The sequence below is a fragment of the Streptomyces canarius genome, assembly GCF_014650735.1.
Taxonomy (GTDB): Bacteria; Actinomycetota; Actinomycetes; order Streptomycetales; family Streptomycetaceae; genus Streptomyces; species Streptomyces olivaceoviridis.
Genome location: NZ_BMVN01000030.1, coordinates 1 through 17,599, shown reverse-complemented (window position 1 = coordinate 17,599; position 17,599 = coordinate 1). Strand labels below are relative to the sequence as shown.

Below are 17,599 nucleotides of genomic sequence, written 5' to 3'. Positions count from 1 at the left end.
GGCGGTGCGTCACTCCTTCGCGATCCGGTCGGGCAGGGGCTGGGCGGGGATGATGAGGACCAGGGCGTCGGTGAGCCACGGGTCGCAGGTCGGCCACGGATGGCCGTTGGACAGCACGACGACCGGGCCGGGTTCGTGGGTGAGGTGGCAGCACACGCCGCACTGGCAGGCCGGGTCGTAGGGCTCGGGGTGGGCGGTGTACTGGTCGTTGAAGTAGTCGGCGCCGCGCAGGGAGACAGCGGCCAGGATCAGGTCGCCCTCGACGACGTCGCTGGCGCGGGCCACGCGCGCGTGAACGGGGTCGGCGAGCAGTGGGGCGTGGTCGGCGTCGTCGGGGTAGGCGGTGACGACGGCCTCGAAGAAGTCGACGTGCTCAGGCACGGCACGGTCCTCTCCCTAGCCTGTGCCCGGCCGTGAATGGCCGGGCACGGGAAGGCGGTTAAGGTCTCAGAGCAGGGCGAGCGCGGCTGCGGGGTCCGCGACCAGGACGGCGCGCTGCTCGGCGAGCAGGCGGGAGCTGCCGCTGGAGCGGACGTCGCCGTCAGGGGGGCGCGGCGAGCAGGGGCCGTTTGAGGGCGAGGGCGGACTCGGCGATGCGGGTCGCCTCGGCGTGGTCGAGGGCCTCGATGAGGATCACCGCGCGGGCGAGTGCGGCGAGCAGGCGGGCGCTGGCCTGGAGCGTCGCGCCGCTGGCTGCGGTGCCGGGCCGGTAGAGGCTGACCACTGCGCCGCCGTCGGCGGGGATGGAACTCAGCAGCTGGGCATGGTCGTGCGGGTGGGCGCGGTCGAGTCCACGCGGCAGGACGGCCAGCGTCGCCCGGCCCGCCTGGGCAACTGCCCGGTGGGCGGCGGAGTCGACGCCGTAGGCGAGTGTGGCGGTGACCGTGTGGCCGGCCTCGGCGATCGCCGCGGCGAAGGCGTGCGTGCGGGTGATGGCCTGCTCGGTGGCGTTCCGGTTGCCGGTCACGGCGACGGAGCAGGCGGTCAGCTGGGGCAGCTGGTCGTCGCCGCGGACCCACAGGCCCAGCGGGCAGTGGGGCCCGAGGTCCGCCAGGGCGGTGGGCCAGACCTCGTCCGAGTGGATGACGAACGGGCAGGTCAGTGTTGCGTTGTCGAGTTCCTCGCGCGGTTTGTACTGGGCCAGGCGCCCGCTGTTGTCGCGGCGCAGGCGCCGCTGCCAGACCTCGGCAGGGGAGTAGTCGGCGAGGTCGGCGGCGACCTGGTCCGGGGCGAAGTGGGCGGCCAGCGCGGCGCGGGCGGCACGTTCGGGCAGGGCGGGCTCGGGCATGGCGGCCTCTCGGGCATGGCGCGGCACCGGCAGGCGAACCGGTACCGCGCCGGGGTGGGCGGTGAAGGGAAAGAAGGGGCAGAGCGTCAGCGGCCGACGTGAAGGGGAGAGCCGTCGGCTCCTGAGGTGGCGGTGCTGGACCAGCCGGAGGACCTCTGCTTTTCCCACCAGGCGGGAGGATTGCCGGGCTGCCTGGTGGGGGGACGGGGCGCGCTCGGAGCGGCGGGCTGAGGCGTCGGGGGAGGGGTGACGGGAGCGGCGGCGGCCGGGCTGGGCAGGCTGGCTTCGGTGTAGGCGATGCGCTGGCGCAGGCTGATGCCGAGGTCGTCGACGCTCAGGTAGATGGAGTTGTCCTTGATCTCGGTGATGCGGCCCTTGACCAGGACGGTGACTCCGCTGGTGAGGGATTCGGCGGCGTTGCGGGCGAGGTCCCGCCAGGCGGTGCACACGTAGGGGATCGGGGTCCCGTCCCGCCACTTCTGGGTGGCGGCGTCCCACTGGCTGGGGGTCTCGGTGAGGCGGAAGCGGCAGACGGCGATGCCGGATTCGGTGAAGCGGCATTCGACGTCGCTGGTGACGGTGCCGGACACGTGCGTGATCGACGGGGCCATGCGAACACCTCCTATCTCAAATAATAGTGTGTTCTGAGGGTGGGTCAATCCCCCCTCGTCCGCTGCATCCAGCGGCCCAGCCGTCGCAGCCACTGCCGCCACCCTCCGGCTGCCGCTGGCGCCGGTGTGGCGCTCCCGCTGAACACCGTGGAGTCCTCGACCTCCACGTGCAAAGGCACCGTCTGCCCGGGCTGGACGAGCAACTCGTCGGTGGTGTCGAGGTGAACCGATACCCGCACGGCCTGCATGTCGGCGTCCAGGTAGGCGAAGACCAGGACTCCGGCGATCTCGATGCAGGGCAGGCCTTCGTCGTCGGGGCTGGCCATCGGGTGGAAGACGGCTGCGCTGTTGACCTTAACGCAGACGTCCTCGTCCGCGAAGCGGAAGCCGTCCGGAGCAGGCAGGGTCCGCACCAGCCGGCCGACCTCGTTGGCGTACAGCGAGTAGTGCTCGTCTCCACGTTCTTGGTCCGCCCCGTAGTACAGCTCGACGGCCTCACGGTCGTTCAGGGGTGGGCGCTCCGGGATGCCGTCGTCCCCGAGCAGGTTGTCCCAGCTGCTGCGGACGTGCCCGGCCAGGGCGGCCAGCGCGGAGTCCTCGTCGTTCCACAGCGTCACCTCGTCCTCGTGACGGTCCTGGCGGCGCAGCACCCAGACGCTGCCCGCGACGAGCCGCGTGCGGGGCACCGGGCCGGTGAAGTCGAAGCGGGCGAGCCACTTGCCGAGGATGTCGACGGTGTCCGCACCGGGCCACTCGTCGGTGCGCTCATGAAGCGCGTTCATCTGCTCGTACAGGTCGATGACGGCTGCACCCTCGGGCGTGGCCGGGTCGGGCGTGATCACGGAAGCCTCCTTCAACGAAGGGATGGTGGGGCGAGTGGGGGTCACGGGTTGCCGTCCAGGAGGCTGCGCACCAGCCCCATCAGGCGTTCCTGCTCGGCCGTGAGCTGGGCGGTGCGCAGGACGCGCCTGCGCAGTACGGGCACGTCGAGGCTGATGCCGGCGGGAACATCGGGCTGCTCCGGCGGAAAGACCAGACGGTAGTTCCGGGTGTGGATCATCCATGCCTCGTACCGGTCGGCCGGGCTGCCGCTGCGGGCGGCGTGGCCCTCGTCGGGCGAGAGCGACGGACACGGGCAGGATGGATCGGTACAAGGCCGCCCGGCCGGGTGGCTGGCCAGGACGGGACGCTGCCGGTAGTGCGTGGCCGTGCCGTTGAGCATGGGACAGTGCGCGGCGGCGTACGGCAGGCACTCGGGGTGCAGCGCCGGTTCCGGCGAGCAACCTTGGGTCACGTCGGCCGGGCGCACGATCAGGAAGCACCGCTCGTCAAGGTGCTGGCCACAGATCTGGCACAGGCGGTGCAGGAACGCGGTACGGGCCCGCTCGGCGTCGAGACTGCCGAATGCCGCGTGGCCGCCGTGGATCAGAGACACCCACGGCACTACCAGCCCGCCCGCCAGCGGCCGGCGCGCACAGCGTTGAGGGATCGGGTGCATCGGTGACGTCCTTCGGATCGCGGGAATGTGGGTCGGCTGGGAGCGACGACGGCCGGGCATCAGCTGTCCTCCGGAGGGGGCGGACCGGTCAGGAGCGCTTCCCAGTGGGCGTAGCGGCAGTCGGTGGCGGCGTGCAGGCGCAGGTGCAGCCAGGCCAGGTCTTGCCCGGCCCGCAGGACGGCTTCGGCGCCGATGGCCGCGGCCCGCGGATACGCCGTGCCGTCATCGGGGTCGGCGGCCGCCACGATCAGGCCCGGCCGGTGGGGCATGTGGCGGAGCGTGAAGCTCGTGTAGCTGCGGTCATCCAGGAGCACGAGCGGAGCGCTCTGGTACTCCTCGGAGGTGAACAGAGGTGAGGGCAAGTGCTTCACAGGGACCGGGCACGGCAGCAACCCGATCGGGTCGTCGTCGAGGCGGTCGCTGATGACCAGCACCGGCTGGTGGGGTCTCTCCTCAAAGGCCTGTGCGGAGGCGGACATGGTGGGTGACACGTCGCTTTCGTGAGGGGGTGGGATAGCCAGACGGGCTGTCCCGCCTCGCGCGGGTCCGGATCCGCCTGCGCCGCACGAGGCGGTGCGACGCAGGCACGCGGGTCAGTCCTCGATCAGCTCCAGGCAGGAGATCGGGACACCGTTGCCGGGAATCCGGAAGCGACGGACGTTCTGCGGGATGCGGTAGTGGCTGTTGCGGGGGTGGGCGCGCAGCTGCCGGGTCGACTCTTCGTCGAGAAGGAAGCCCGCACGGCTGCCGGTGCGGTTGCGTTCCTGCACGGCGCCGGTCAGGCCGCGCAGTAGCTTCGAGCGCAGGGCGGGGGTGATGCGGGCCCGGCGCCCGGACTGGATGTGAGCGAACGCGGCCTTGTCGATGGCGCGGAGCCGCTGTGCGGCGGCTTCCTGTACCTGTGCGACGGCTGCCGCGTCGGGCAACTGCCGGATGAAGTCCCGGACGTCGTCGATGGTGATGGACATGCTGGTTCGCCTCTCTGCGTGGAGGGGTGGACAACCGGCCGGGCACGGGGTGTGCCCGGCCGTGGGGTGGAGGAGCCATTCGAGGCGGCGCGGTGGGGCGGGTATGCGGGCTCAGCCCCAGTCCGGGCGGTCTAGGAGTCGGCCGGGATGTCGGTGAGTTCGATGCAGAAGGCCGGGACCTTCGGGATGCGATAGCGCTTCTCGCCGTCGGGGACGGTGAAGCGGGTGTTGTGCGGGTCGCGGCGCAGCTGGTCGGTGGAGTCCTCGTCCAGCAGGAAGTCGAAACGGCTGCGGGTCTTGTTGGGTTGTCCGACGGTGCCGGTCAGGCGGCGCAGGCAGGCAGGAGTGATCGTGGTGTTGATCCGGCCGATGCGGCCCGGGAGGAGGACCGGGCGCTTGGCAGCGTCCAGTTCGATCAGACGCGTGGCCGCCGCCTCCTGGAGAGCGACCACAGCTCCGACGTCGGACAGTCCGCTGACGAAGGTGCGGATTTCGGCAAGGGTGGGCATGGGGCGCCTCTTTCCTGGTTCGTGATGGGGCCGAGGGGTCGGTCTGGCGTTCCGGGGCGGGCACCGGATGTCGGCACCCGCCGGATCCGCGTGGGTCAGGCCGCAGCCTTGGGCCGGTGGCTGGCGACGGCCTGCTGCTCGACCTCGGACAGCTGGTAGCTGCCGTCGTCGGCCTGTCCGAGGGATTCCAGGAGCAGCAGGTAGGCGGCCTGGAGCCGGTCGGGGGACTCCCAGAGGTAGACGTGCGTCATCCGGGCGGTGTCGAACTGCTTGGGCTCGCGGATGGCGTCCTCGAACGCGGCGGCGACCTGGGCGAACAGCACGTTGGCCAGACGGTTCTTGGGGAAGCTGGCGGCGGTCTCGGAGGCCGAGTCGTTCTCGGGGTCCTTGGCTCCGAGCAGCAGCGCCACGGTCTGGGTGCGCTGCTTGTCGGCCCACTTGCCGTAGAAGCGGGGCAGGTCCATCAGGATCTGCTGGGCGAACAGCCGGGCCTCGTCGGGCAGGGTCTTGCCGCGCACCAGCCGCTTGACGAACTCCTGCCTCGGTCCGGCGGCGGCCTTCCAGGCCCGGTTGCACGCCACGATCCGGGCCCGCTCCTCGGCCTTGTGCTCGTCCTCCTCGGTCTTGGGCTTCTTCGGCTGGGCCCGGACCTTGTGGCCGTACGCGGCCGGGTCGGCGCAGTGCCACACGGCCCGGTGCTCGTCGTCGAGGCGAGCGCTGTGGCCGGGGCAGTTCTTGTGGTTGTCCTCGGTGAGCGGGTTGCCCAGCCCGCTGGTGAGCTCCGTCAGGGGACGGGACGGGTCCTTCTCGTAAGACGGCACCCTGCCCAGCAGGGGGATGTTCGCCGCCCTCAGCTCCTCCTCGGCCTTGGCACGGGTCTTGGCGTCGGCCTGCTCGGCGCGCAGCAGGGCCATCTCCTGATCCCAGTGGCCGCGCCCGCCCTTGCCCTCGGCGTGGTCGCGTGAGAGCGCACGCATGAGCCGGTCCTCCGCGCCCCGCACGCCCGCGACCTCGGCGAGCTGGGCGGTCTGCTCCAGGTCCATGCCTGCCGCCGCTGTCCGGCGCAGGACGGCGTCGTTGAGCTTCTGCGCCGCCTTCGCCTGCTTGGCTGCGTTGCGGCCCACACCGAGGGCCTTGGCGGCCGTGCGCCGGTCGACGTCGGTCATGTCGATCAGGGCGAGTTCCTGGGCCCGAAGGGTGTCGCGCTCGCTCATGCCCTCGCGGTGGTCGTTCTCGACCAGGGACAGAAACCGCGTCCAGCCGTCGCGGCCGACCAGGTCCTCCCGCACGTATGCCATGACCAGGCGTACGGGGCGGCCGTCCTGCTCGGCGGCGGCGTTCGCGGCCTGCGCCGCCTGGGCGCGCCGCCAGCCCTTGAAGACGCCGAAGGTCCCGTCAGGCCGGGGCCGGACACTGATGGGCTCCTCGACGCCGAGTTCCTTGACGGATGCGATGAGCTTCTCGTCCGGCTCGGTGTCGTGCTCGCGCGCGTTGCACTCGTCGCGCACCAGCAGTGCCGGGTCGAGCTTGACGACCTGCGGCGCGGCCTCCTCGTGTTCGTCGCTCTTGTCGGTCGGGGTCGAGACGGCGGTGGCCATGCGGCTCTCCTTCTCCTTGCCTCATCGGTGAATTGGAGGGAACCAACTCCCTTGTAGTACAAATAATAGTGTGGTTCTTGGTGAGGGCTAGATACCCCCTGACCAGCGGAAATGCCGGTCTGGTGTGCTACCTGCGCCTCCGAACTGCCTTGCGAGCGGCGTCCGTTCGGTGCCCGGGTGGCGTGGGGCGTCCGGGGGTGGCCGGCGGCCGGGTTCAGGCAGTGGACGGGCGCTGGCTGCGGAGGTGGGCGGCCCGGATCTCGGCGTCCAAGTCCGGGTGCTGCCGGGATGCCGAGGGCAGCAGTGCATCGCGGACGTCCATAGCCCGGGTGAGGACGCCCAGTTGCGCGGGGGACAGCACCCAAGGACCCTGCTCGTCGGCGTCCAGGGCGGCCAGCAAGTCTTCGACGGCCTGGACGTCCTCAGCACGCCGGTACACCGGGTGGGTCCGGTTGAGCCGCAGGGCGAGGACCAGACTCGCGCCGAGGTGCGGGGCGTGGCAGCGCCGGGTGGGCGTGATCACCTGGTGGCCGTCCGGCACGGCGAGGACCTGGAGCACGCCCGCGAGCACAACGAGCCGTTCGTCGCTCTGTACGGGGAACGTCGACTCGGTGGCGCGGTTGCCGCAGGACCGGCAGGCGTAGGACCCCGGATCCCGGGGCTCGTAGCGGCCCCCGTGGCAGATGTGGCAGAGGATCGGAACCGGCATGGCGCGGACCTCCTTCGTGCGGGCGCCGCAGCGCCCGCACGGATCGACAGTCAGGGTTTCACGCGGGTGACCTGGCGGGTTGGCAGGTGGATGCGCAGGACGTCCTCGTGCCCGGGCGGGTCCAGTGCCGCGAGCCGGTTGAGTGCATCGGTCAACTCCGGGTCGGCGAACACCTCCTCGGCCAGCGCCGCCTCGCCCACCGGCACGGCCACCGCCGTGGTGCGGGTGTGCCTGAGATCCGGAACGTCCTCGGTGCTCGCGAGCGCCGCGACGAACGGGCTCCATCCGACGTGCATGCCGTCCGCGGTCCGGCGCTCCGTCGTCGTGAAGTACGCGGCGACCACCGGGCGGCCGTCGCCGGGCTGCTCCGCCACGAACTCCAGGACTCGGTCGACGGCGACCTGCCGCCACGCCTCCTCGGTAGCTGAGAGGGCTTCGATGATCAGCGCATCCAGGGATCTGGGTGCAAGACGGCGGAGCGCGTCGCGCACCGGAGGATCGGTCGGCGCGGCCAGCAGTTGGGCCAGATCGAGGGGTTTCATCGGCGGTGTCCTTCCTCGAATGCGGCTGGGTGGCCGTGCTCGCCATCAGAGCTCCAACAACGTCAATAATAGTGTGGTTACGGCGGATGTGAACCCGCCCCTGACGTGCTGCTTTGTTGCTATTCGCGGTCCCCGTGCGGCGGCAGCGGGAAGCTGCGCCGGGGGTCGAGCCGCACGCACCGCTCGCAGTACGCCGTTACGCGGTTGGCGGTGCACTCGCCCCACTGGCACTCGAAGTCCTCGCGCGGCCCGCACAGCAGGCAGCGCCCAAGGGCGATCCCGTGCAGCTCGCACAGTTCCCAGCGCTTGCGCTGCGGCAGCAGCTCAAGGGCTGGGCGGGGGCGCTCGAGACGGGCGGGCTCGGCGGCCGGGAAGGACTCGTCCCCGTCGCGCACCCAGCGCGGTGACAGCTCATCGAAGCGCTCGGGCGTGGTGTAGTACGGCTGGCCGGCCGGAGTGAACACCATGGACAGGTGGCCGTTGGAGACGAGCGTCTCCAGGCGGCGGTGGCTGAACTCCCGCATCAGGGAAAGCATCTCGTCCTGGCGCAGGCTCCAGGCGTACCCGTACCGGCGCAGGATGCGTCGCTCGGTGGCCGCCGGGCCGTTCTGGGCGGCGTCGAGTGCCTCCACGGCCGCGATGGCGGCCGTGGGGTTGCAGGCCAGTTCGCGCGCTGCGTCCTCCGCGGCCGGGCGGGTTGTGTGGCTGCTGAGCGTGTACCCGTGGAGCTGGTCCACGACCTGGTGGGCTCCCTCGTGCCCAGTGACGGCGTACCGGACGGGCGGCTGGGGGCGGCGTCGGGGCATGACGGAACTCCATCCGTGCAAGGGGCCTGCGGGGTCGGGGCAGTTGCCCGGCCGGGGAGGGCCGCCGGTCAGGCGGTGGGCAGCGGCGTGTAGGAGGAGAAGACGTAGTGGCCCAGTTCGCGCAGGGCGCCGGCGGTGAGTTCCACGGCCGCGGGGCTGTTGTCGGTCGGGCGGGTGTACGCCTCGATCTCGCTGTTCCAGGCGAATCCCTGGGCTGTGAGGGTCTCCTCGGTGCCGGGCGTGAGGTCGTCAGAGGACCTGGGGCGGCGACCAGTCCGTGGGCATGGTCGGGTACGACCAGGAACACCGGGTCTCCTTCCGGCGCGGGCCACCCGGACGGGGCGGCCCGCAGGTCAGGGCTGACGGCTGGTCAGTGAGTGACGGTGACGGTGTAGTCGGCGTCCAGGACGGCGAGCGCGGCACGGATGGCGGCGCGGGTCTCCTGGCTCGGTACCGAGTGGGGGAAGTCCAGGGCGTGCACGGCGTCGTCCAGGTCGAGGTCGCGCATGGGCGGCGTGTATCCGCTGCGGTAGAGGGCGACGGCGGTTGCGGTGGCGACGCGGCTGCGGTTGTAGGCGATGGCTTCCTCGGCAGTGACGTCGGTGCCGAGCGCTTCCCGTGCGGTGGGCGGCAGCGCCGCGATCCCGGCGCTGAACCGGCGGGCGGGAATCCGGAGGCGTGCCGATCGCAGGGCGCGGCGCAGCGTTCGAAGCATGGCAACTCCTGGGGCTGGAAGGGGGAGGGGGTCGCCACGGAATGAGTGAGGTGACGACCCCGGAACCTCACTACTAATAATAGTGTGAGTTGTGAGCGTGTGAACCCACCCCTGACCTGCGTAAACGAGGGGAGTGCGCGAGGTCAGAGCCTCGGCGTGTGTGCGACGCCAGGGATTTGGGCGCCGCCCTGGTGTACTCCTGAGAACTGGGGCCGTCGCCCTGGCGGGCGAGTGCCGGCGGCGGCCCGGCTCGTTCAGTGGTGGTGGCCCGGCGTCGGGCCGTCCGGGCTGAGGTCGGGCGGCGCGCAGTAGTCGACGTCCGATTCCGGGGAGATGGGGTCGCCGGAGTCGATGTCGGTGCAGTAGGCGTCGAAGACTTCTCCGGCCGTGAGGGGTTCGAGGTCTCCCGCTCGCAGCCGCCAGCCGTAGACGCGGTCCGGGGCGCCTGGGCTGCGGGTCCTCATGACGAGTGCGCCGGGCAGGGCCGCGAGACCGAGGGCGAGGACCGTGGTGAATTCGAGGGCCTCGGTGTCGTCGAGGTGGGTAGCACCGTCGGGGTCCGTGTCCGCGTGCAGGACGGAGACCAGCGTCTCCGGCGTGGCCGAGACGCTGCATACCAAGTGGCGGTGGCCCGGGTCGGCGGTGTCGAGGATGCGGACGAGGGGGTCTCGGGCTCGGGCGAAGGCCTCGTGGCCGACGTCCTTTCCGCAGGCGGCGCAGGCGCCGAGGCGGGCCAGGAGTGTGGAGGCGTATTCCCAGGTGGCCTTGCGGACGGCTTCGTCGATCAGGGCCGGGACGAGGTCGGCCAGGGGCTCGCCGTCGTACGGGATGGTGGGGCCCGTGGTGGCGGTCTCGGCGGTGAAGCGGGCGCGGCTGGACGGGCTGTCGGGGTCGAGGCCGGTGTCGGCGCAGAAGTCGGCGTACTCCTCGGGGTCGAAGAGGGCGAGCATGGTGTGCATGCCCTGCGAGGCGCGGGCCTTGAGAAGGTCCTCAACCCCTGCCAGGTAGGTCGCGTAGTCGTCGAAGGCGAAGCTGCGGTAGTGCCGCATGGCGCGGAAGTCGTGCTCATCGGTGAGCAGCCCGATGGTGCCCGAGATTTCGCGGCGCAGAACGCGGCGCATCGTCTGGCGGTCGGTACGCGCCGCGTCTCCTCCCGTGCTTGATCGGTCGACGTCCGGCTCGTTCGGGTGGCACTCGGAGGGCGGGGGTGTGTAGGTCACGTGCGCGCCTTTCTCGTGGGTGAGTTGAGCGGACCGCCTCTGCGGGGACGGATGGCAGGAGCGGCCCGCTCGCGTTGGCCGGTCGTCGGGGGCGTGCGGCGGGCGGGCGGCGGTCCCTGCGGGGATGGGGCCCCCGGGGCTCGCATATTCAATAATAGTGTGTTTAGTGGGGCTGGGAACCCACCCCTGACCTGGTTGTTCACTCCCGCGTGGGTTGGGCGAACGCAGCCAGCATGGAGATCACTCGGGCGGGGCAGCCGGATACTTCGACGGTCACCGACTCCCCGGAGGCTCCGACGATTACGCACACGCTGTCCACTTGGACGGGGCCCTGCTGTCCGGGCGGGCGGGCGTCGTGCTGCCAGATGATCCGTGTGCGCCGGTACTGCTCCTCGATGCGGGCGCCGGGGAGCGCGCCGGCCACGGCTTCGGCGACTGCGGCGCGGGCGCTGGCCTCCGCCTGCTGCCGGGCGGCGATCTGGGCGGCCAGTTCGGCGGCCTCGGCGTGCAACGGGTAGAGCCGCCGGGTGATCTCGCGTGCCACATGGCGGGCGCTGATCGCTGTGACCCTGATCGACGGGGTCTGCACCTGGGCCTCGTCCGGGAGGGCCGCGTAGACCTTGAGTCTGCTGGGCTGCTCGTCGTCGGGTTGGCACAGGCGTACGGCGCGGCCGTCGCCGTCGACGATGAGCCGTGCCAGACCGCGGGAGTACTCGGGCAGCGGGGCGGTCCGGCAGTGCGTGCCCAGCTCCCGCGCCACATCGTCGGCGAATGCGTCGAATTGCTCCTGGGTGGTCAACTCCTGCGGCATGGCGGCGTCTTCACTCCTTCGGGAGGGTGGTGGGTGCCCGGCTCGGGCGGCGCGGGCGCGTCCTGGTCGCGGGGCTCGGCGTCTCGGCGGAAGTCCTCGGCGGTGTAGCCGGTGTCGCACGCCGGCTTACAGAACTGGCCCGGTGCTGCGCCGCACGTCTCGCACCAGTCGTCGAAGTCTTCGGGGCGCCACGGCCGCAGCGGGCCGGTCACGCGGGGAACGCCCGGATGTGGTCGACGACCGCCCGGGCGGACAGGACCGGAGACCGGTGCATCGGCTCGGTGCACCGGGCCTGCCAGATACTCGCGGGCCGGGACGGGGTGATCTGGTTGCTGGTGGCCGGGCTGATGCTCCACTCGCGGCCGTGCGCGTCGGTGGCGGTGTAGGTCAGGAACTCGGGCTTGTCCTGGCGGCCGTTGTCCCTCCAGGAAAGGCCGGCGGCCGTGAGGGCGCGGCCCAGCTGGGCGCAGCGCTCGCGGGTGATGTGACCGAAGGTGGCCAATGCGCGGTCCCTTCTGTGGCTGGCGACGGTGTGCGGCGGGCGGGCGGCCGGTCAGGTGCGGCCGGACGGCTGGGGCTTGCGGTAGCGGTACAGGAAGCGCGCGGCCCATTTCCGGCTGGCGAATCCGGGGATCCCGCCGCCGCTGCCCGGGCGGTTGCACGGATACTCGGCGACCCACTGGCACACTTCCGGGTCGTGCCAGACGACGCCGTAACTGGTGCTCGGGTCCTGGCGGTCGAGGACCTGGTAGCCGTACGAACCGGTGTTGCGGGGGAACGTGAACTCCTCGGGCATCGCGGCCCTTTCGGTCGGCGCTTGGGTGCGGGAGGGGGCGGTGTGGGGGAGAAAACCCCCCTCCCGCAACATCCATAATAGTGTGATCTAGGGTGGTGTGAACCCGCCCCTGACCTGCGGCTTTTGAGGCCGAGATCAACGCATGAGCATGCGGGGACCGGCGGTGACCGCGTCGGGCGGCTGGTGGTCGCGGTAGTCCGAGACCTTCACGTACCCGCCGGGCATCGTGTCCAGCCGCAGACCGGGCCCCCAGTCGTCGGTCACGTCCTGGGGGAGGTTCTCGACGTCGTCCGCCTCGACCTGCTCGGCCCAGCCGGTCACTTCGCAGCCGAGGGCCCGCCGCCACGCCAGCAGGACGGGGAAGAGCTGGCCGCAGTCGTCGACCAGGGCGACGGCGCGGGCCTCGTTCGGGCCCGGGCACTCGGCGTAAGTGGGCGTCTCGGGGCGGGTGCGCTCTCCAAGGGTCATCAACCAGCGCATCGTCACGACATCTCCAGTTCCAGGCGCGCCGCGTGCGGGGCAGCGTGCGCGGACAGTTGCGGGCGGCGGGCCGGGCGCCGTGAGCGCTGCTGGGCACGCAGGGAGTCGGCTTCGGCCTGGGCGCGGCGGGCGTGCTCGTGCTCTCGGGCGGCCGCGGTGAGGCAGGACGGGGCCCACCACTGCTTCACGGCGACGGTGCGGGCCAGCGAGTTGGGGAGTACCGAGTAGGGGAGGTCGGCCAGCATCAGCAGCAGGACCGGGTGTGGGGAAGCGAGGAACCAGCGGGCGACGGTCCACCAGGCGGCCACGGCGGCGCGCCGCGCGGGCTGGGCTGCGCGTGCCTCCCGCTCCAAGCGGGCGGCTTCGGCCTGGTGGTGGGCGGCCGACCAGGTGAGGAAGCGCAGCAGGGCGGCAGTGTCCCGCTGCCGGGAGACGTCCAGGATCACGGGCAGGTCGTCGCGCTGTGCGACATGGGCGGCGCAGGCGCGCAGGACGGCGGTGAGCGTCGCTGCCGTTTTCTCGGGCGGCTCGTGTCCGTCGGCGGACGTCATCGGGTACACGCTGACCTGGGGGCGGTCGGCGTAGTCGTCGGGGTAGAGGGTCAGGCTGCCGTGGTAGCGGGTGAGCCGCGGTAGGGCGTCGTCGGGGGCGGTGGTCTGGTAGGCGTTGACGGGACCGAGGCAGGCGCGTACGGCGGTGAACTGGTCCCAGTGGTGGGGGTGGTGGGTGCCGGTGACGTGCACGCTGCCGCGCATCGCCCCGCCCAGCTCGAAGACGACGGCGTCGTCCTGGCGGGGGCCGGCGGTGGCGCGCACGGTGCCGGCGGGCGTGTCGACGGTCAGGCTCGGGCTGGTCATGGGCTGCGGCTCCTCGGCGGTTCGGTTCGGTGAGCGGGGGCCTGCCGCCCCGCGCTCGCCGAAGGGGAGGGCGCGGGCGGCGGGGCGGCAGGTCTTCGGCCAGTGGCGCTCTGGCCGGGGCGGGCCGTCCGCCGCCGGGGGGACGGGGGCGGCGGACGGCGTCTGTGGGTTACTCCTGCGGCGGCTTGTGGCGGCGCAGGTTGTCCCGCTCGGTCAGGGACACTTCCTTTCCGCACGGGCATTCGCCGTAGCGGCGGCCGTGCAGGTGGAAGAACTTCGGGCCGGTGTTCTTGGCGTTGACGGTGCGGATGGTGCCGGGGACCGGGGTGGTGTTGGTGCAGTAGCCGTTGGCGGTGACGGCGGGCGTGTCAGCCACGGGGGCCCTCCTCGTCGGTGTCGGTGATCTGGGGCAGGACCGGCGCGTCGTAGACCTCCCGTCGTACGGTGGGGACGCCGGGGCACGGGATGACGGCCTGCCGGAGTTCGGCCGTGTCCATGGGGTGCAGCCATCCGTTCCGCACGGTCCAGCCGCACGCGCGGGGGTGGGGCTCGGTGGCCGTGGTGGCGATCAGGACGGCGCTGCGTACGGTGCTGCCCTCCAGCGCGAACACCAGCAGCGTGCGCAGCGCGCAGTAGTCGTCTTCGTCCAGCACGGCCAGGCGCAGCGGGGCGGTGCCGATAGAGAGGTCGGCCTGAGCCCAGACGAACGTGTCGTCGGTGCGCTCGGCCACGAGATTGAGCGTGTGTTCGCCGTCGCCGAGTGCCTGGAGCAGGGCGGCAAGCGCGGTCAGGGTGCGGCTCATGGCGGCCGCTATGGCGGCGTCGTCGGGGCGGGTGAGCTCCGGGCGTGCGGGCATGCGGGTACTCCTTGCGGACGGGGCGGTGAGCACCGGGGCCGGCGCACGTGTCTCGTGGCGCGGCGGGGCTTCTTCTGGGCGCGCGGTCTGCTCCGCAGACGCGTCGCGCTGCCGCTACGCGGCAGACGGTGGGGCGGGCGCGCTCCATGGCCGGGTTGGGGGAGCGCTCCGCGCTCTGGGGCCGGGCGGGCACCCCCGGGCGGTCCGGGAGGAAGCCCGCCCGCCGCTTGAGCGGGGCGTGGGGCCCGTGCGGGCCGGGCTCGGGGAGGTTCCCGGCCCGCACGGGGGTCTGTCAGCCGTGCGCGGCTGCGGCCGTCAGGGCGGGCAGCGCGAGCGCTTCCAGGGCGGCGGCCTGGTCGGCGTCGGTGAGGGTCTGCGCGGTCGACGTGACGGCCTGCATCACGCCCCCGGCCGTCATCTGACCGCCCCGCACGAAGTGCGACAGGATCATGTCCTTGGCCTCGGCACCGATGCTGAGCGTCTTGGTGACGTGCTCGATGGTCTTGGTCGGCTCGTCCAGCGTCTTCCCGGCGGCGGCCTCCACCTGGCGAACCTTGGCCTCGACGTACTCCCGTGACAGGAAGGTGCGCACGGCGTCAGCGGTCTTGGACGTGATCAGCTCCAGCGTCTTGCGCTGGGTCTGCCCGGACCACGACACAACGCCCTCGTCCTGCTTGCCTCCGAGGTGCACGGCGCGCATGACGTCCTTGGTCTCGGTCAGGCCGTTGCGGCACACCTGGATGACGGCGCGCGGGGTGATGGTGTACGCCCCGGAACCGACTTCGCTGTTGGTGATGACGAACCCTGCGGAGATCACTGGCAGCTCGTCACCGCTGCGGTCGTCGAACGGCGAGCGGTAGCCACGCAGCAACTCGGGGGCCTGGATGGCGACGGCTTCGGACTCGACGCGCACATACATGCGCCGGTCGGTCAGGTCGCACCCCGTGACGCGCGTGGGGTGGCCGGACTGCCGCACCCCGTCCAGGGCGGCCAGCAGCATGTCGAAGTTGTCCATCAGCTTGTAGCTGTCGGACAACAGCGCGCGGGCCACGCCCTCGGCCGGCGGCATGCCGGGGCCGCCCTCGCCCCGGAACGCGCGGAGCATGAAACGGCGCTGCGGCTCCTCACGCAGCCACGCGTTCACATTCTCGTCCAGCAGCGGGACGTTCTCGGCGCGCATGCGGCGCAGGTAGGCGAGCGGGATACGGAGCTTGTCCGCGATCCCCTCATCGGCCACGGCGGTGGGCCGGTAGATGCCGTCCACGTCCGTGACACCGTCCTCGGTGATCAGGGACTCCACACCCTCGACGTGCACGCTTCCCTCCCGGAACCGCAGCGCGGACGCGGGGGCGATCACGTCCAGCTTGCGCCGGTTCTGGTCCTCCAGGATGCGGACCAGGTCGGAGAGGTCGGCGTTGCGGGCACCGGTGGGGGCCACGTTCGTGGCGCGCTCGGCGAACTGCTGAGTCATGTGGTGTTCTCCCCTTCGTGTTGGCTTCTGCGGTTCGGGGGGCGGGCCACCACCCCCCGAACAAGTTCAATAATAGTGTGTTTCGGGGGTGAGTGAATCCACCCCTGACCAGCGCACTAGCCCATGCGGTACGCAGGCAACGGCGTCAGGCTCGTTCGGCGCACGTTCGTCACCATCGGCACTGGCGTGACACCGTGCATCTCGCACAGGTCGTAGCGCAGTTCCGGGGCCTCGCCGAACGGGTCGGCGTGGGCGTGAATCGCGTTCACCCAGTAGGCCCCGTGACGATGCCTCATACTGCCGTGGTACTGGACCCTTTGCCACAGCACCGGTCCGGCGTGCTGCGGGTCGAGACTCCGCGCAACCGCGATCACCAGTGGATCCGCCACGCGCTCGGACATCAGCAGGACGAACGCGCGCGCGACCGTGGTGCGGTCTACCAGTACGTCAGTCATGGCTGGGCCCGTGTGACCGGTGCGCACACCCATCGCCCAACCCAACTCGAAGAACGGCCGGATCAACTCCAGTTGCTCACTCGGCACCCTCAGCGCGTCCGGGGCACTCTCGCTGCGCGCCAAGTCCAGCAGCGCGTAAGCCGCCTGCTCCCGCTCCGCGTCCGTGAGCGGCGCTCTGGTCTCCTCGGGCTGCCCCGCAATCCGCGTGCTCTCCACGGTTGTCCCTCTCTCTTCTCGATGATGCCGGTTGGAGGGGGTGCCCCCAGTCGGGGCACCCCCGAGTGGATTACTTCAGGAACCCACGCGACCGGAGGAACTCGGCCGTGATGTGCGCAATTCCCTGCGGCTTGTAGATCTGCGGAAATCGCCGCATCTCCACTTCGGTGCGCCCGTTCTTGTCCGGCTCCGGGAGTTCGTGAACGAGCCGGTAAGGACGGTCACCCGTCGGAATTTCCAGCACCACCGGGCCAACCTTGGTGTCGAACCGAATTCCCGTGTAATTGGCGTCGGAGTTGTGCACGATGTTCGCGCCCACCCGCTGAACAAGCAGGGGCAGGAAGTTTGCGACCGTACGGGCCTGAATTGCAAGGCCGGTCATGGGCGCGTCCTTACCACCGTGCACCCGGCGGACGATTCCATCAGAGATCTGGATCTCCACGTCTTCCCCTTCGTCGGACTTCTGCGGTTCCCAGGGGTCGCCTCCCCCAGGACTTCAAATAATAGTGGATGTGAAGAGTGATTGGAAGACCTGTTGCGCCCCGTGTTGCGTACAGCGTTGCGCCTGATGTTGCGTCAGGTGTTGCGCTGGAGGTTGCGCGGCCTGGTGGCCGGCTTCTACGTCACCCCAGGTAAAGGCCCTGCGGGCCCGTGGTCGGCCTGCTGGCATCCCCTCTGCTGCCACTTCTCCCACGCGGGTTGAAGGATGAGTGAGGAATGAGGGCGGGTGCGGGTGCGGTGGCGGCTCGGGGATCGGGGCGGCCTGGGTGGCTGTTGCGCGTCGGCTCCGCCGCCGCGCTGGGCTGGGGCTTAGGTGGGCCCGGATAGGCCCGTGGGGCTGCTGATGGGGTGGAGCTGGGTTCGTACCGCGCTAGGCGTGGACTGTGGCCATGGGTTGTCGGGAATGTTGTGTCGGGCGTATTCAGGGCGAGAGGGGGATCGAAGAATTCGGTCTCCGTGAAGTTACCTGGTTTCTGAGGGGCTGTCAGTTTCTCTGCGGATCCTTTCGATCCGACCCCGCCGGCACCGCTTAGCCGCGCTTTACAGGAATTCGCGGAGCGAATTCCTGGTTGGAATTGCGGAGCAATTCCATACCCCGGAACGGAGTTTCGGGGTATCAACTCCCCGGCGGAGCCGGGGAGTTGCCGCCGTCGTAGCGGCGGCGCGTCGTGTCTGCGGAGCAGACCGCGCG

Annotated in this window: 25 protein-coding genes; all 25 read right to left on the bottom strand. The window is 71.0% G+C overall.

Annotation, left to right across the window (positions count from 1 at the left end; translation table 11 throughout):
* Positions 1–9 precede the first annotated feature (9 nt).
* The 25 genes from IE294_RS31920 to IE294_RS31800 all read right to left on the bottom strand — a co-directional run bounded on the left by IE294_RS31920 (position 10) and on the right by IE294_RS31800 (position 16,849).
* Complete coding sequence (locus IE294_RS31920; RefSeq protein WP_189891841.1) at positions 10–381, bottom strand: hypothetical protein; 372 nt, start codon at positions 379–381, stop codon at positions 10–12.
* 160 nt (positions 382–541) lie between these two features.
* Positions 542–1,288 carry a DNA-processing protein DprA gene (locus tag IE294_RS31915; RefSeq protein WP_189891838.1) on the bottom strand — a complete coding sequence of 249 codons (747 nt, stop codon included), beginning with the start codon at positions 1,286–1,288 and terminating at the stop codon, positions 542–544.
* Positions 1,289–1,374: 86 nt separating this feature from the next.
* Entirely contained in the window at positions 1,375–1,899 is a 525-nt protein-coding gene (locus IE294_RS31910) for a single-stranded DNA-binding protein (protein ID WP_189891836.1), read from the bottom strand.
* 44 nt (positions 1,900–1,943) lie between these two features.
* Positions 1,944–2,741: a hypothetical protein gene (locus IE294_RS31905; RefSeq protein WP_189891834.1), complete on the bottom strand. Its 798-nt coding sequence runs from the start codon at positions 2,739–2,741 to the stop codon at positions 1,944–1,946.
* Between the two features lie 41 nt (positions 2,742–2,782).
* Positions 2,783–3,397, bottom strand: coding sequence for a cell envelope biogenesis protein OmpA (locus tag IE294_RS31900; protein ID WP_189891832.1), 615 nt, complete (start codon positions 3,395–3,397; stop codon positions 2,783–2,785).
* 59 nt (positions 3,398–3,456) lie between these two features.
* The gene (locus IE294_RS31895; RefSeq protein ID WP_229917455.1) at positions 3,457–3,888 is read right to left on the bottom strand and encodes a CpaE-like family protein; all 432 of its coding nucleotides are present in this window, start codon (positions 3,886–3,888) and stop codon (positions 3,457–3,459) included.
* Between the two features lie 102 nt (positions 3,889–3,990).
* Entirely contained in the window at positions 3,991–4,365 is a 375-nt protein-coding gene (locus tag IE294_RS31890) for a hypothetical protein (RefSeq protein ID WP_189891830.1), read from the bottom strand.
* A 131-nt stretch (positions 4,366–4,496) separates the two neighbouring features.
* A complete protein-coding gene (locus IE294_RS31885) occupies positions 4,497–4,874 on the bottom strand; it encodes a hypothetical protein (protein ID WP_189891828.1) in 378 nt (125 codons plus the stop codon).
* Positions 4,875–4,969: 95 nt separating this feature from the next.
* The gene (locus tag IE294_RS31880; protein WP_189891827.1) at positions 4,970–6,472 is read right to left on the bottom strand and encodes a ParB/RepB/Spo0J family partition protein; all 1,503 of its coding nucleotides are present in this window, start codon (positions 6,470–6,472) and stop codon (positions 4,970–4,972) included.
* Between the two features lie 214 nt (positions 6,473–6,686).
* The gene (locus IE294_RS31875) at positions 6,687–7,181 is read right to left on the bottom strand and encodes a hypothetical protein (protein ID WP_189892017.1); all 495 of its coding nucleotides are present in this window, start codon (positions 7,179–7,181) and stop codon (positions 6,687–6,689) included.
* Positions 7,182–7,231: 50 nt separating this feature from the next.
* Positions 7,232–7,723, bottom strand: a complete 492-nt coding sequence (locus IE294_RS31870; protein WP_189891825.1) for a hypothetical protein — start codon at positions 7,721–7,723, stop codon at positions 7,232–7,234.
* 119 nt (positions 7,724–7,842) lie between these two features.
* On the bottom strand, positions 7,843–8,529 hold the full coding sequence (locus IE294_RS31865; RefSeq protein WP_189891823.1) for a hypothetical protein: 687 nt from the start codon (positions 8,527–8,529) through the stop codon (positions 7,843–7,845).
* 68 nt (positions 8,530–8,597) lie between these two features.
* Positions 8,598–8,861 carry a hypothetical protein gene (locus IE294_RS31860; RefSeq protein ID WP_229917454.1) on the bottom strand — a complete coding sequence of 88 codons (264 nt, stop codon included), beginning with the start codon at positions 8,859–8,861 and terminating at the stop codon, positions 8,598–8,600.
* A gap of 38 nt (positions 8,862–8,899) precedes the next feature.
* Entirely contained in the window at positions 8,900–9,244 is a 345-nt protein-coding gene (locus IE294_RS31855; protein ID WP_189891821.1) for a hypothetical protein, read from the bottom strand.
* Positions 9,245–9,498: 254 nt separating this feature from the next.
* On the bottom strand, positions 9,499–10,365 hold the full coding sequence (locus tag IE294_RS31850) for a DUF8829 domain-containing protein (protein ID WP_189891981.1): 867 nt from the start codon (positions 10,363–10,365) through the stop codon (positions 9,499–9,501).
* A 298-nt stretch (positions 10,366–10,663) separates the two neighbouring features.
* Entirely contained in the window at positions 10,664–11,275 is a 612-nt protein-coding gene (locus IE294_RS31845; protein WP_189891819.1) for a hypothetical protein, read from the bottom strand.
* A 208-nt stretch (positions 11,276–11,483) separates the two neighbouring features.
* Positions 11,484–11,777 (bottom strand): hypothetical protein, encoded by a 294-nt coding sequence (locus tag IE294_RS31840; RefSeq protein WP_189891817.1) that lies wholly within the window; start codon positions 11,775–11,777, stop codon positions 11,484–11,486.
* A 51-nt stretch (positions 11,778–11,828) separates the two neighbouring features.
* Positions 11,829–12,071, bottom strand: a complete 243-nt coding sequence (locus IE294_RS31835) for a hypothetical protein (protein ID WP_189891815.1) — start codon at positions 12,069–12,071, stop codon at positions 11,829–11,831.
* Positions 12,072–12,206: 135 nt separating this feature from the next.
* Positions 12,207–12,539 (bottom strand): hypothetical protein, encoded by a 333-nt coding sequence (locus IE294_RS31830; RefSeq protein WP_229917453.1) that lies wholly within the window; start codon positions 12,537–12,539, stop codon positions 12,207–12,209.
* Between the two features lie 14 nt (positions 12,540–12,553).
* The gene (locus IE294_RS31825; RefSeq protein ID WP_229917452.1) at positions 12,554–13,408 is read right to left on the bottom strand and encodes a hypothetical protein; all 855 of its coding nucleotides are present in this window, start codon (positions 13,406–13,408) and stop codon (positions 12,554–12,556) included.
* A gap of 169 nt (positions 13,409–13,577) precedes the next feature.
* Positions 13,578–13,784 (bottom strand): hypothetical protein, encoded by a 207-nt coding sequence (locus IE294_RS31820; protein WP_189891813.1) that lies wholly within the window; start codon positions 13,782–13,784, stop codon positions 13,578–13,580.
* Positions 13,777–14,265 (bottom strand): hypothetical protein, encoded by a 489-nt coding sequence (locus IE294_RS31815; protein ID WP_189891811.1) that lies wholly within the window; start codon positions 14,263–14,265, stop codon positions 13,777–13,779. The genes IE294_RS31820 and IE294_RS31815 overlap by 8 nt, the downstream gene beginning before the upstream one ends.
* A gap of 292 nt (positions 14,266–14,557) precedes the next feature.
* On the bottom strand, positions 14,558–15,736 hold the full coding sequence (locus IE294_RS31810) for a DUF932 domain-containing protein (protein ID WP_189891809.1): 1,179 nt from the start codon (positions 15,734–15,736) through the stop codon (positions 14,558–14,560).
* Positions 15,737–15,852: 116 nt separating this feature from the next.
* Positions 15,853–16,407: a hypothetical protein gene (locus IE294_RS31805; RefSeq protein ID WP_189891807.1), complete on the bottom strand. Its 555-nt coding sequence runs from the start codon at positions 16,405–16,407 to the stop codon at positions 15,853–15,855.
* Positions 16,408–16,477: 70 nt separating this feature from the next.
* Positions 16,478–16,849, bottom strand: a complete 372-nt coding sequence (locus IE294_RS31800; protein ID WP_189891805.1) for a hypothetical protein — start codon at positions 16,847–16,849, stop codon at positions 16,478–16,480.
* Positions 16,850–17,599: the final 750 nt, after the last annotated feature.

Bases quoted from the DNA above. Each gene is read 5' to 3' on its own strand.
- IE294_RS31915 (WP_189891838.1), bottom strand. From the start codon at position 1,288: ATGCCCGAGCCCGCCCTGCCCGAACGTGCCGCCCGCGCCGCGCTGGCC.
- IE294_RS31910 (WP_189891836.1), bottom strand. From the start codon at position 1,899: ATGGCCCCGTCGATCACGCACGTGTCCGGCACCGTCACCAGCGACGTC.
- IE294_RS31900 (WP_189891832.1), bottom strand. From the start codon at position 3,397: ATGCACCCGATCCCTCAACGCTGTGCGCGCCGGCCGCTGGCGGGCGGG.
- IE294_RS31890 (WP_189891830.1), bottom strand. From the start codon at position 4,365: ATGTCCATCACCATCGACGACGTCCGGGACTTCATCCGGCAGTTGCCC.
- IE294_RS31885 (WP_189891828.1), bottom strand. From the start codon at position 4,874: ATGCCCACCCTTGCCGAAATCCGCACCTTCGTCAGCGGACTGTCCGAC.
- IE294_RS31880 (WP_189891827.1), bottom strand. From the start codon at position 6,472: ATGGCCACCGCCGTCTCGACCCCGACCGACAAGAGCGACGAACACGAG.
- IE294_RS31875 (WP_189892017.1), bottom strand. From the start codon at position 7,181: ATGCCGGTTCCGATCCTCTGCCACATCTGCCACGGGGGCCGCTACGAG.
- IE294_RS31870 (WP_189891825.1), bottom strand. From the start codon at position 7,723: ATGAAACCCCTCGATCTGGCCCAACTGCTGGCCGCGCCGACCGATCCT.
- IE294_RS31865 (WP_189891823.1), bottom strand. From the start codon at position 8,529: ATGCCCCGACGCCGCCCCCAGCCGCCCGTCCGGTACGCCGTCACTGGG.
- IE294_RS31855 (WP_189891821.1), bottom strand. From the start codon at position 9,244: ATGCTTCGAACGCTGCGCCGCGCCCTGCGATCGGCACGCCTCCGGATT.
- IE294_RS31850 (WP_189891981.1), bottom strand. From the start codon at position 10,365: ATGCGCCGCGTTCTGCGCCGCGAAATCTCGGGCACCATCGGGCTGCTC.
- IE294_RS31845 (WP_189891819.1), bottom strand. From the start codon at position 11,275: ATGCCGCAGGAGTTGACCACCCAGGAGCAATTCGACGCATTCGCCGAC.
- IE294_RS31835 (WP_189891815.1), bottom strand. From the start codon at position 12,071: ATGCCCGAGGAGTTCACGTTCCCCCGCAACACCGGTTCGTACGGCTAC.
- IE294_RS31830 (WP_229917453.1), bottom strand. From the start codon at position 12,539: ATGACCCTTGGAGAGCGCACCCGCCCCGAGACGCCCACTTACGCCGAG.
- IE294_RS31825 (WP_229917452.1), bottom strand. From the start codon at position 13,408: ATGACCAGCCCGAGCCTGACCGTCGACACGCCCGCCGGCACCGTGCGC.
- IE294_RS31815 (WP_189891811.1), bottom strand. From the start codon at position 14,265: ATGCCCGCACGCCCGGAGCTCACCCGCCCCGACGACGCCGCCATAGCG.
- IE294_RS31810 (WP_189891809.1), bottom strand. From the start codon at position 15,736: ATGACTCAGCAGTTCGCCGAGCGCGCCACGAACGTGGCCCCCACCGGT.